The following is a 12,662-nucleotide window of genomic DNA, read 5'->3' as shown; positions in this document are numbered from 1 at the left end:
ATACAATATTGCCAATTTATATATACTTTCCCATAGGATTTGATTTATAATAAACTTATATGACAGTACTTACGCAAAACAAAATGATCCTTGAAAAATAAAGATTTCACGCACTTAATTTGTCCCAAATGGTTGTTGCGAGAGGATTTGAGACAGTATTTACCTCTTTACCTGTCCGGTCTTTGGATGTTACATTAATAATGTACACAATACCGTTGACTTTAACCTGGACAATGTCCTGCAGGAAGCTGATGGTTTCACCCATGGTATTCAAATTATTCTGTATCTGCAAAATCTGCACGAATACAGAAGTTATGAACACCAAGGAGAAGTGACCCTCAAGTTTTCTAATAGACCGGACTTGAACTTTTTCAAAGTTCAGAAACTGCTTGATGTCTCTGAAGAATACTTCAATGTCCCAACGGCAAAGGTATTTCTTGAGGATGTCTTGAGCAGCTACACCGGGCAAGTCAGTAATGATAAATCTGGTGTTTTGGATAGATGCGTTATAGCCGTTTTTGACTATTGCCATCATGGTGTTACCCACACCAGGTAAGATTACCGATAAAGCCTTGATGTAGAAGCCTGTACCGGGGTAGTACCTGTACTGTTTCTTGCTAAACAGCAGGCTTATGGTCTTAACGTTAAAGTTAACCCTGTTGTTGTACAGCACTTTGCGGTTATTCTTTATCATGCAGACATAGTGGTAACCGCACTCTGAGAGCTTTTGCAGGAGCTCTTTACAGGAATACCAGGTGTCGAATGTGACGTATTCGGCAGCCAAACCAAATTTGTGGGCGAAGGATATCATACGTATGGCTAGTTCAACCTTGGTATGATATTCTTCACACTTTTCTTCCGGTTTCCATATCCGAAACGCCACGGGGATTTTAATCCAACCATTAGACCATAGAAGGACTACAATGTGCATTCCCCAGACATACCGATTATTTGTGTGATCGTATACATAAGATGTCGGGAAAATGCTCTTGCCGAAAGGCTTCCTGATAATCACATCATCGATGATCAAATATCCAAGACCAGCCGTTTGTGACTGTATTGCCTGGATGAACAGGATCATGATATTTGTGTTATTAATAGAAAGCAACGGCAGCAGCCTTGTTATGGCATCATGGGATACCCAGTACAGCTTCTGCGCAATATATGTTGCTGTAGGATTATTAAACAGGATTATACCCATACATGCTGCAACGAAGACCAGTGTATACTTCTCAGGGAACAAAAACTTATCCAAATTGAACTTTCTCACCAGTTCAGTAATAATATCGTGAATGCCGTGCTTGGCAACGGTTATGTCGGAAATGCAATTTTTGGTAGACCTCATGGAACCCCTGCCAAAAGAATAGCATAATTCGAAAACTGGTGAATAGCTGTAATATATGGAAACCTCAATGCAACAACCTTTTAAGCTATATTCTGTTTTCAAAGTGCTGATATGACTTGTTTATGTTACTTTTGCGTAAGTACTATTATATGATTTAATTTTATTACCATTTTTCCGGTATAAGGGAGTGTTGAAATTGGAACTGCAGCAGGTAAAAAGTCTTGGTGAAAGAATCAAATCTAATATTTCCCGGGTTATTGTCGGTAAGGATGACATAATCGATCTTGTGATAATATCTCTTTTTTGCTCGGGCCATGTACTGCTGGAGGATGTGCCCGGAGTGGGCAAAACCATGCTGGCAAAATGCCTTGCCCGGTCGATAGATTGTGAATTCAAGAGGATACAGTTTACACCGGATTTACTGCCCACCGATCTTACAGGCATAAATTATTTTGATCAGAAGCAGGGGGAATTTGTTTTCAGACAGGGCCCCATATTTACCAACATAATTCTGGCCGATGAAATCAACAGGGCTACCCCGAGAACACAGTCAAGCCTTCTTGAATGCATGGAGGAACGCCAGGTGACTATAGACGGGGATACGAAAATCCTTGCCAAGCCCTTTTTTGTCATAGCTACCCAAAATCCTGTGGAGACCCAGGGAACATTCCCGCTGCCGGAAGCTCAGCTGGACAGGTTTATGATGAGGCTCAGGATGGGATATCCGACAGCGCAGGAAGGTAAGGAAATTCTGGACCGGTTCCAGGCAAAAACCTCGTCGGTGGATATAGATACTGTTGCTTCGTCGGAGGAGATAGTTGAAGCTCAGGAAGCTTTTGCTTCGGTAAGGGTAAATGATGCGGTAAAGGATTACATAATAAGTATCATAGAGGCTACCAGAAACCATGAGAAAATCATCCTCGGTGTCAGTCCAAGAGGAAGCCTTGCCCTTATGAAGGCAGCCCAGGTATATGCTGCATTGAAAGGGCGGGATTATGTCATCCCCGATGATGTCAAGCATCTGGCTTTACCAGTGCTTGCCCACAGGATAATACTAAGAGGGCATGCAGTCACAACCAAAGGCATTAAGCCATCGGAAGCGGTATTATCGGATATTTTGAAGGAGATTCCTGTTCCAACGGAGGAAATATAATTGAGGGAGAAAAGCCAATGGAAATCCTGGCATTTATCATAATCGTCCTTGCGGTAATAGGGATGCAAAGCTTGATCTTTGGGAAGCTTGCCTTTAAAAACCTTATATATAAATGTGAGTTCAGCGTTAAGGAAGCTCATGAAGGGGATGAGATATTTTTGGTAGAGACGGTGGAAAACAGGAAAGTGCTGCCTGTACCGTGGCTTAAGGCCAATATATACACATCCCGCTGGCTGGATTTTGCAGGTGCCCGTTCGGTTGTCAACCAGGAGAGCCGCTATGCCACCAGCAGCTTCGTATTAAAAAGCTATCAGAAGATAATCCGAAGATGGAAGGTAAAGTGCCTGAAAAGGGGTATATATAATATAGATACGTCCACTCTGGTAAGCGGTGATCTTCTGAGTTTCAGAACAAACTCAATGCCGGTCAAGGTGGGTGCGACTCTCAAGGTATACCCGGCTGTCGTGGATTTTGAGCAGTATTTTATTCCAATCAACTACCTCCAGGGGGAAAGGATAGTCAGACGCTGGATCATAGATGACCCTTTTATAGTTTCAGGAGCCAGGGAGTATACTCCGAGGGACCCTATGAACAGAATACACTGGAGGGCTACAGCAAAAGAAGGCAGGCTTATGGTCAGGAATAACGATTATACATCCCGGCTGAGCCTTACTGTTATGCTCAATATTCAATCCATAGAAAATGAATATTACAACACCATCGACAAGGAATTGGTAGAGTATGGAATAAAGGTGGCGGCATCGATTTTTGATTCGTCCCTTATGTCGGGGGCTCCGGTGAGATTTGCTACCAACGGCACCACAATCGACGATGACGGCAAGATGGTATTTACTGAAGAAGCTGCCGGCAGGGAGCATGTTTCAATGCTCATGGAGATACTGGCAAAGCTGGAGCTTAAGAGAGTGAAGGATTTTCAGGATTTCTTAAGCTGGATGGAGGGAAAGATACGGAACTGCGATGTCATAATAATAACCTGCTATCTCACCGATGCCATATGTGAGCATGTGAGGGAACTGGAAAGGCTTGACAACCGGATTTCCATCCTGCTTTTGAAAGAACCGGAAGGTGCAAAAGTGCCGGAAGACATGAACATCTATGTTTTGTCGACGGATTCGGAAAAAGATTATGCAGTGCAGGCATGAGCTAAGGCTCGAAATACCGGCACAGCAAGCTGGTTTTAGTTGAAAGGTGGATACAATATCAATAGAGCAGGGAAGGATATGAATGCATGAGAACTTCAGAACATATGCATTAAAGGCAACAGCGCTGCTGGGGGTGTTTTCGTTTATTTACCCCGCAGTAATCACCGTCAGGGCATTATTATTCAAAACAGATGGCGGAGCGCTGTCCCTTTTGCTTGCATCAATTCTGATGACAGCCGGATTTTTCATCGCATCGGCTGTTATAAGGGAGAATTCCGCCTTTTTTTCCCGGTTGGCTTCGGGAAAGGTGGCGGAGTTCATATTGGATAAACATGCCACGGCGCTGTTTCTAAGCGGACTGGTAGTTCATATTGCAGCGTTGGTGCCGGCGGCAATAGCGGCTGTGGTATTTCAAAGGGACGGAATATTCAGAGCTGCCTTTGAGGCTATAGCAGCGTTGATTTTCTATATAGTGGGAGTGAGGGCCCGGTATGGAGAGTTCGATGATATTTTGAACCGGACGAAATTGTACGGTGGTATCATTACTATAGCCATATCGACAGCAATTTGCTCATTTTCGGACATAAGGCTGAATTTTATATTCTATGCATATATCCTGACGGTGACATCCATGATAGTATTCAACCAGGCCGGAATAGACAGTGTATTCCTCCATATGAACAGGCGTCTGGCCGGAGTATCAAAGGATATTAGGAAATTCAACATATTTTCGGTTTTGACACTGTTTGGCATCACTCTGCTGTTTTTAAACCTTAAAGGCATTATTGTATTTTTCCTGAATATACTCAACAATGTCGTCCGCAAAGGAATAGTGCTGTTTTTGAGAGCGCTGGAATTTCTATTCAGCCGTGCTCCGGAAACGGACGGCATCATTGGTCAGGCGCAGCCCCCACAGCTCCCGGATTTGGGTGATGAGAGCGGCATGAATCCGGTTGCGGATTTGATACTCAAAGGGATATTTATTGTTATTTTTATATATCTTATATATAAAGCTCTGCCGGTCATCTTGCGGGCTGTCAGGAAAGCTTTTCAAAAGGTATGGATGTTTGTATTGAATATTCTTCGCAGCACGGATAAAGTTGAGCCGGAAGAGGAAGATTATAACGATGAGGTAGTTGAAATAAAGCCGGTTAAAAATTCCGCCGGAAAAAGGAAAAAATCGGAAGAAAAGCTCCGGTGGAGCATGAGAGGACTGAAGAAAATAACAAATCCGGCAGCCAAGGTCAGATATATATACGGCATGATACTGGATGTATTGAATGCGGCAGGCATTGGAGTTGCAAGGTCGGATACCCCGGGTGAAATATGCAGAAAAGCCGGAAGTGAAGATATTTCCATAGAAGGTATCACAAAGGTTTATGAAAAGGTGAGGTATGGTGATGTTGTCCCGGACGCGAAAGAGATGGACCAGGCGGAAGCGTGCTTAAGCACAGTGATGGAACGCCTTTCAAAAGCGAATCGGAAGCCCAGATGAGTTTACAAGACAGGAAAGGTGTTCCTGGAGAGGGAAGAGTATGGTGTTTTGATAGTATCGAATGCTACTGTAAGCCAAAGAGTTCCCTCATATTCCAGATAAAACAATTGAAATGATGAGGGTTAAAGGTTATAATTGTTACGATTATGGTATTAGGCAGAGGTAGCTAGTCTAAATCGGCGTATAGTTGCATCTGCCTGTTGTAATAAATTGGAGGCAATTTTTATTAGAGTTTGAAGGGATGATATGATGATAGAGTCAAATAAAGCAATAAAGAAGCAGATTCTACCGCTTTTGCCCCTCCGCGGATTGACGGTGTTTCCATATATGACCTTGCCTTTTGACGTGGGTAGGGCAAAATCCATAAAAGCTCTGGAAGAGGCTATGGTAAACAATCAGTTGATCCTGCTGGTGACGCAGAAGGACGCAAGAGTTGATTCGCCTTCCGAAGAAGATATATATAGGGTAGGTACCATATCCAAAGTAAAGCAGCTGCTTAAGCTTCCAGGAGATACCATCAGGGTTCTTGTGGAGGGCATAAGCCGTGCTGAAATAGGCGAAATTACGCAAACAGAGCCCTTCTTCATGGCTGAGGTTGTAGAAAAGATATACACTTATGATGAAGATGACAAAGATGAAATAGAAGCCCTTAAAAGAAGTACACTGTCAACCTTTGAGGAGTATGTAAGGCTTAGCAACAAAATTTCACCCGATATATTGTTGACTGTCAATTCCATAGAGGATCATGGGCAGTTGGCGGATGTGATAACTTCCAACCTTACACTTAAGGTAGAACAGAAGCAGGAAATTCTCGATGAATTCCATCCCCGGATAAGACTCGAAAAATTGTTCCGGTTGATGCTGAAGGAAATTGAAATTCTGGAAATTGAAAAAGAAATAAATGCGAAGGTGCGCAAGCAGATAGACAAGTCCCAGAAGGAATATTACCTTAGGGAACAATTGAAAGCAATACAGAATGAGTTGGGTGACAGGGACGGTATAAGCGGTGAAGTGGAGGAATACAAGGCAAGGCTGAAAAAAGCCGAAGTTCCCGAAGAGGTAGAAAACAAGGTTCTTAAAGAGCTGGATCGCCTGCTCAAGATGCCCTCCGGGTCGGCAGAAGGCTCTGTCATAAGAACATATCTGGACTGGATATTGGATCTTCCCTGGAATAAATCCACGGAGGAGATCATCGATCTGGATAAGGCAAAGAAAATTCTTGATGAGGATCATTATGGACTGGAAAAAGTTAAGGATAGAATTATCGAGTATCTGGCCATAAGAAAACTCAAGAGCGCCCTCAAAGGCCCGATACTTTGCCTGGTAGGACCTCCGGGAGTGGGCAAAACCTCTATAGCCAAGTCAATAGCAAGAGCTTTGAACAGAAAATATGTGAGAATGTCGCTGGGCGGAGTGAGGGATGAAGCAGAAATCAGAGGACACCGAAGAACCTACGTCGGAGCGATGCCCGGAAGGATAATAGCAGCTTTGAAGCAGGCAGGATCGAAAAATCCTCTGGTGCTGCTGGATGAAATTGATAAGATGAGCAGTGATTTCAGGGGTGACCCGGCTTCTGCGATGCTGGAGGTACTGGACGCAGAACAGAATTTTGCTTTCAGGGATCATTACCTGGAGCTGCCCTTCGACCTTTCCGACGTAATGTTCATCACAACGGCCAACAATCTTGACACAATACCGAGGCCACTGCTGGACAGGATGGAAGTAATAAGCCTCACCAGCTATACTGAGGAAGAAAAGGTCAATATTGCGATGAAGTACCTTGTACCAAAGCAGATAAAGGCCCACGGCCTAAAAAAGGCAAATTTGAAGATTGATGAAAAGGCTGTAAGGGATATCATAAACTATTACACAAGGGAAGCCGGAGTCAGGAACCTTGAAAGACAGATAGCTACAGTATGCCGTAAAGCTGCCAAGGAACTGGTATCCACCGGAAAGAAGTCCGTTAAGGTTACCTCCAATAATCTGGAGAAATTCCTCGGTGTGAAGGTATACAGGTATGACAAGGCTAAGGAAAAGGATGAAGTGGGTGTTGCCACAGGCTTGGTCTGGACCCCTGTTGGCGGTGACACATTATCTATCGAAGTCAATCTTATGAGCGGTGATGGCAAGCTGGAGCTTACAGGTCAATTGGGGGATGTAATGAAGGAATCCGCCCGGGCTGCCATAAGCTTCATACGATCGAAAGCGGAGCAGCTGGGTATAGATAAGGACTTCCACAATAAATACGATATCCACATACATGTGCCTGAAGGAGCTATACCTAAGGATGGACCTTCGGCGGGTATTACCATGGCTACGGCTATGGTGTCGGCATTGACGGGTATGCCGGTGAGAAGGAACGTGGCTATGACCGGTGAAATCACTCTGAGGGGAAGGGTGCTGCCCATAGGCGGTTTGAAAGAGAAGGTTCTGGCAGCCCACAGAGCCGGAATCGATACAATAATCCTTCCTGTGGACAATAAAAAAGATATAGAGGATATACCACAAAATGTCAGGGAGAAGCTCAAATTTATCCCTGTGGAAAAGATGGAATCTGTTTTGAGCGCAGCCCTGGTTAACAATAAAAAAGATAAGACAAAGGCGAGCAGCATGAAAAGTGAAGATGATAAGATGATAATTGCCGAAGAACAGGCAATACTGGGCGATGCCGATCAAAACACGGATATGATTCAGCAGTAGCTTAGATCCTTGAAGCATGGCAGGTTTTTATGTTGAGACAAAGTCCTTACTGGGTGGCATTTGCCATCCCAATAGCAATCAGGAGATATGGAGAGATTTCCATATCTCTTTTTTTATTTGCTTTAGCACGAAAACATGGATGTTTTTTATACATTGCTGGCACTTTGCAGACATGAGCGGTCACGGAATTTTATGCTCATTTATGAAGAAGTGATAGCTTATGAAGATTCTATTAAGGTTTCAGAATTTTTTTTCGATAATTCAAATGAAATATTCATGTTTACGAAGTAGACATAATTCTGCCGTTCATGGTAAATAAGCAATTATATCTATGGTCGTGGATTCCGCAGTTTATCATGAGAGTAAAAATACAACAAGGGGAAGCGTGGAAGTATGGTTATATATTTAATTGTTGCCACAGCAGCAGTCGCTATTACGTCAGTTTTGTTTTTCAGAAGGAAAAGCGGGAAGGATGAATTAGGGCTTAACGCCGCAATTATTTCTTTCATCGGCTCAATAGCAATCAGTATTGTGGTTCCTGTTACATTTTCTGTCGTCGGCGGCCTCCTGCGGCAAAAAAACACTATAGAATTCTCCTGGAGCAATTTTTATCTTGCACTTTTCTTGACCTTCATAGTATATGTTATAATGCTTGTAGCCCTCACAACAGGGATTGCACGAATAGCGGATCATAAGGGAGAGAATATGACTATAAATAAAGCAATGAACTATATAAGAAACATATTTGAAAAATTTGTTGACAGAGCACGAAATATTGGTAAAATGGGAATAGAAGTTAAAACTTGGGAGAATGTCAATGTAGCCCCAGGCGAAGCGGCTGCCGCTGCAATATCTGAATCCCCCAAAACCTTGGTGGAAACCGAAAAAGATGGTGCCCTGACACCGGACGGGCAGAATCGGGAGAAAAATATGCCGGCTACAGTCGAAAATGCTGAGGAAGGAAGGGAGCCGGAACCGGTTTGTCAGATTGAAACGGCAAGTGTAACAATACCGGTGAATGAAGCAATTCCGGAAGGTGTAAAAGCATATGCCGGGGAGACGAAAAATGGAGAGGAGCCGATTAAAGAGGCAGCGCCGGCATTGGAAGAAAAGGATAATCCCGGAAATGGTTCATGTTTAAGCGATTTGATCAATGAAGCATTTGACAGCAAGATAAAGGGAGATTTGGAGGCGGCCATCGCACAGTATATGCGTGCATTGGATTTAAAGCCCCAGGGAGAAATTCTTTCATTAATTATTGCGGATATATGCATTCTTTACAAGGAACTGGGCCGTGTGGAAATGTCCAGAAAGTTCTTGGAGGACTGTGGATATAAATATGGAGATATGATGGATGCATCGGTAAGAGAAAGAATAGAAAGAAATTTGTGAGATTCTGTTGGACGTGATCATATTTGATATATATGAAGGGGTGTGGGAGTAAATGAAAAAAACTCAAGAGGTGATAGGTTTACCTGTTATAAGTATCTGTGACGGTTCGGAAGTGGGAAAGGTGAAGGAACTGGTTGTTAACGCGGAAAAGGGTGCCGTGGATTTTGTCATTGTAGATAACGGTACGCAGATTTTAGGAGCCAGTGTCATTCCCACCGAAAAGGTGCTTGGTATAGGAGGATATGCCCTTACAATTGAAAACAGCAGTGATATGGAGGAAATAAGCAAAATGCCTGCTGCTGTCGACCTTCTTCAAAAGGATGTCAAAGTGAAAAACACCAGGATTCTCACAAAAAAAGGAAGACTGATAGGAGAGACGGGAGATATATTTATCGATGAAGACAATCGGTGCAGCATTGCTGGCCTTGAGTTTATTTCCAATGCAGCTGAGGAACAGATAAAGATTATTCCCAGGGAAAGTGTCATAACTTTCGGAAAAAATCTTATAGTTGTAGCGGAGAATGTTGAAGAAACCCTGTTGAATGATGCAGAACAGCTGATGTCGGAAAAAGCGGCAGCAGATGCTGAAAAAAAAAATCTAGAGTTTTCTGATGAGGCTGTAATAACAGGCGTCAGTCCGGAAATGCCTGGTGCGCCGGAAAATACCAGCGAGCTGCTATCAGTGAATAACAACAGCAATTCACCGGAAGCATATCAGGATAATGCAGCCGGCCTGTTTAAAGAAAAACAGATTCAATATTTAAAGGGAAGAAAGGCTACGAAAACTATAACCGATAGCCTTGGGAATATTATAGTCAGCGAGGGTATGGACATCACGGAAGAGATAATAAGCAAAGCAACGCAGGAGGGCAAGCTGATAGACCTGGCAATGAACAATAAGGCATAACAGATTATACATATGAGGAAACCCTTTTTTGAGCAGGAGTGAAGAAGGTGATTGAGCTTGGAAATCTGAAAAATCTATTCCTGTTTTTGGCTTTTCAGACAACACTTGCCATTTTCTTCGGTCTCATGGCAATATTTTTATTATATGAAAATAAAATTCCCTCAAATACATATGTAGGAAGTATAAACATAAGTTCTTTAAGCCGTGAGGAAGCAGCGAAGAAAGTTTCACAATATTACGAGGGTATTTTGCATGGCGGCAGTATTACGATAAAGCTTGACGGGAAAAGGGAATTCAAAATTGATTATGGTGAAATAGATGCATCCATTAACGGCATGGAAACAGCCTGCAATGCCTTTGGAAAGGATTTCGTCCATAGGGTGCTGGGGGTAATTAACGGTTGTTTTTTTTATGGCACCAGAAATCAGATAGGACCGGTCATCAACTATAATGAAGGAAAGCTGAGAGTAAAAGTGTCCGAAATTGCTAAGGCTGTCAACACTGAGCCTGTCAATGCAGCAGTATATATTAAGGACGGAAAAGTTGTAAAGAAGGACGGTTCTTCAGGGATAACCCTCGATGTGGATAATGCAATTAACAAACTTAAGGCTCAAATGGGAAATTTGCCCGATTCTCTTATAGAGTTTAACGTTTCGGATAATTATGAGGTGAAAGTTGTTCATCCCCAATATACCTCCGGGTTTTTTGAGGATGCGGATTTGATAATTTCCCAGTGTTCCACAGATATTAGCTCCCAGTCGTACATAAATTCTGCCGTGCTTGCAGCCAAGGCGATAAACGGAGTTGTCGTGGAAGCTTGCGGTGCTGAAGACGATACTTTCTCCTTTAACCGGTGCCTTAACCAAATGGGAAGTCCGGCAAAGGAAGATGATGAAGGATATAATATTGTAGCTTCTACGCTGTATAAAGCCGTGCTTATGGCTGGCATCGACCACTCCGGCATTGTGAGGACTCCTCACGGTGAGGTGGTTGATTATATGGAACCAGGCTTGGATGCAAGAATCCTGGAAGGAGAAATGGATCTAAGGTTTAAAAACAGCCTTAAGTCCAAATTGTTTATTTTCGCCGAGGTTGCAGATAACAGGATTACGGTGAGCATTGTCGGAAATGATGAAATCGGAGATGATCGGGATTACAGGATAGAAACCGAAGTGATCCAGAGGTTTTCACCTGCCGTGGTGAACGTGGAAAGCCGGCAGCTCCAACAAGGCGAGAAAAGAGTGGTCTTCCCGGGAAGGGAAGGATTAAAGGTTAATGTATACAGGGTAATGCAAAAAGACGGAAAAGAGGTAGGACGAGAGTTTTTGTATAATGACAAATACGACGCCATTGACAAAGTCGTGGAAATCGGACCCGATACAAAATGGGAAGAGGATACCGGATTGAAATAATAGAAGGTCAAATATGGATAAAAGAAAAGAAGGCTCTTTATCGAAACGACAGATGGCAAATGCAAATAAAGTCCAGGAGTAATTTATTTTGGATCAAGCTGATTTTAGATAAAAGCAAATTAAATTATAAATCATACCTTAGCTTAGAGAATTATATGAATAAAAGTAAAAACCACCAAGTCGGCAACTTAACTTGGTGGTTGGTTAATAATCTGAACCAGCAACAAATAAGTTGCTGGTTTTTAGAAATATTTATTTATCACTTCTATGGAGTTATGATCAATCACTGTTTCCCCATATTCATTCAAATAGCCTTCAAAGAATCCCGGATTGTGCACCTTGCGGCCATACTCTCCCAGGAGTGCTTCCAGCATCTTTGCATCTCCTGCGGTAAAACAGTTCCGGGTAAGAGCCAGATAATAGATGCCTTTCAACTTATACACCGAACTGTCCCCGCAGTACATGGAGCTGATTTTCTTGCACAGCTCGCACAAGTCATCAAACTCCCTGAAGGAATAAATGAGCAGAGAAGAATAAACCTTGCGGTTTCTCTTTTTTGCTTTGAGATCGTTTCTTTTAAATCTGTTCTTTATATATTTCTGTATAGATTCAAAACTCTCTTCGTCATCGTCCACTTTGGTTATCATTATTATAAAACCGGTATCGGAATCAGGTACAGGCTCTATTACCAGCTGTGAGTCCGACAAATCGAACCCGAACTGGGCTTCGGCCTCTTCCATCATATCCCAGAACAACTCCTGAGCTGCCGGGGAATTATAATTTAAAGAAGTCAAATCTATATTTCTTTCTTCCAGGTCATCCATAGATATAGTAATTTTTATTTTATTCTCCCCTATTCTTTCAATTTTCATAAAATCACCACGATTCCATTAATTTTATATGCGAACAATATAATTGTAACAAGCTTTATTATATTATACTAATAGTTACAGGAAAAGAGAAGTATAAAAATTTTTACAACCTTATGTAAAGAAATGAATACCTTTTCCTGATAATGAAATAAAAACTATTGTAAATTAACTGACTTGCTCAAATAATAAATAAAAACTATTATTTGAAAGGAGGGGCTTTGCA

General features: G+C 42.4%; 9 protein-coding genes. 7 read left to right on the top strand and 2 right to left on the bottom strand.

The genetic code is table 11. The annotated features are described in order from the left end of the window. Positions 1-106: 106 nt before the first annotated feature. Positions 107-1,345 carry a transposase gene (locus CDO33_RS15560; RefSeq protein WP_103083335.1) on the bottom strand — a complete coding sequence of 413 codons (1,239 nt, stop codon included), beginning with the start codon at positions 1,343-1,345 and terminating at the stop codon, positions 107-109. 196 nt (positions 1,346-1,541) lie between these two features. On the opposite strand from CDO33_RS15560, the gene CDO33_RS15555 reads away from it, so the two are divergent. The 7 genes from CDO33_RS15555 to CDO33_RS15525 all read left to right on the top strand — a co-directional run bounded on the left by CDO33_RS15555 (position 1,542) and on the right by CDO33_RS15525 (position 11,567). Next, positions 1,542-2,498 carry an AAA family ATPase gene (locus tag CDO33_RS15555; RefSeq protein ID WP_192875022.1) on the top strand — a complete coding sequence of 319 codons (957 nt, stop codon included), beginning with the start codon at positions 1,542-1,544 and terminating at the stop codon, positions 2,496-2,498. 17 nt (positions 2,499-2,515) lie between these two features. Next, entirely contained in the window at positions 2,516-3,661 is a 1,146-nt protein-coding gene (locus tag CDO33_RS15550) for a DUF58 domain-containing protein (RefSeq protein WP_103082819.1), read from the top strand. An 82-nt stretch (positions 3,662-3,743) separates the two neighbouring features. Further along, positions 3,744-5,156 carry a DUF4129 domain-containing protein gene (locus CDO33_RS15545; RefSeq protein WP_103082820.1) on the top strand — a complete coding sequence of 471 codons (1,413 nt, stop codon included), beginning with the start codon at positions 3,744-3,746 and terminating at the stop codon, positions 5,154-5,156. A gap of 246 nt (positions 5,157-5,402) precedes the next feature. Next, the gene (gene lon / locus CDO33_RS15540; protein ID WP_479690690.1) at positions 5,403-7,856 is read left to right on the top strand and encodes an endopeptidase La; all 2,454 of its coding nucleotides are present in this window, start codon (positions 5,403-5,405) and stop codon (positions 7,854-7,856) included. A gap of 393 nt (positions 7,857-8,249) precedes the next feature. Further along, positions 8,250-9,248, top strand: coding sequence for an ABC-2 transporter permease (locus tag CDO33_RS15535; protein ID WP_103082821.1), 999 nt, complete (start codon positions 8,250-8,252; stop codon positions 9,246-9,248). A gap of 52 nt (positions 9,249-9,300) precedes the next feature. Continuing rightward, entirely contained in the window at positions 9,301-10,155 is an 855-nt protein-coding gene (locus CDO33_RS15530; RefSeq protein WP_103082822.1) for a PRC-barrel domain-containing protein, read from the top strand. 38 nt (positions 10,156-10,193) lie between these two features. Beyond that, positions 10,194-11,567, top strand: a complete 1,374-nt coding sequence (locus CDO33_RS15525) for a VanW family protein (protein WP_151898662.1) — start codon at positions 10,194-10,196, stop codon at positions 11,565-11,567. Between the two features lie 242 nt (positions 11,568-11,809). On the opposite strand, the gene CDO33_RS15520 is transcribed toward CDO33_RS15525, so the two are convergent. Continuing rightward, positions 11,810-12,439 (bottom strand): adaptor protein MecA, encoded by a 630-nt coding sequence (locus CDO33_RS15520; RefSeq protein ID WP_103082824.1) that lies wholly within the window; start codon positions 12,437-12,439, stop codon positions 11,810-11,812. Positions 12,440-12,662 lie beyond the last annotated feature (223 nt).

This window comes from Clostridium thermosuccinogenes (assembly GCF_002896855.1).
Classification (GTDB): Bacteria; Bacillota; Clostridia; order Acetivibrionales; family DSM-5807; genus Pseudoclostridium; species Pseudoclostridium thermosuccinogenes.
Note: the sequence above shows the minus strand (reverse complement) of the source record. Positions and strands in the feature narration are given on the sequence as shown.

Excerpts from the sequence above, each read along its gene's own strand:
- CDO33_RS15560 (WP_103083335.1), bottom strand. The coding sequence starts at position 1,345 with ATGAGGTCTACCAAAAATTGCATTTCCGACATAACCGTTGCCAAGCAC.
- CDO33_RS15550 (WP_103082819.1), top strand. The coding sequence starts at position 2,516 with ATGGAAATCCTGGCATTTATCATAATCGTCCTTGCGGTAATAGGGATG.
- CDO33_RS15545 (WP_103082820.1), top strand. The coding sequence starts at position 3,744 with ATGCATGAGAACTTCAGAACATATGCATTAAAGGCAACAGCGCTGCTG.
- lon (WP_479690690.1), top strand. The coding sequence starts at position 5,403 with ATGATGATAGAGTCAAATAAAGCAATAAAGAAGCAGATTCTACCGCTT.
- CDO33_RS15535 (WP_103082821.1), top strand. The coding sequence starts at position 8,250 with ATGGTTATATATTTAATTGTTGCCACAGCAGCAGTCGCTATTACGTCA.
- CDO33_RS15530 (WP_103082822.1), top strand. The coding sequence starts at position 9,301 with ATGAAAAAAACTCAAGAGGTGATAGGTTTACCTGTTATAAGTATCTGT.
- CDO33_RS15520 (WP_103082824.1), bottom strand. The coding sequence starts at position 12,439 with ATGAAAATTGAAAGAATAGGGGAGAATAAAATAAAAATTACTATATCT.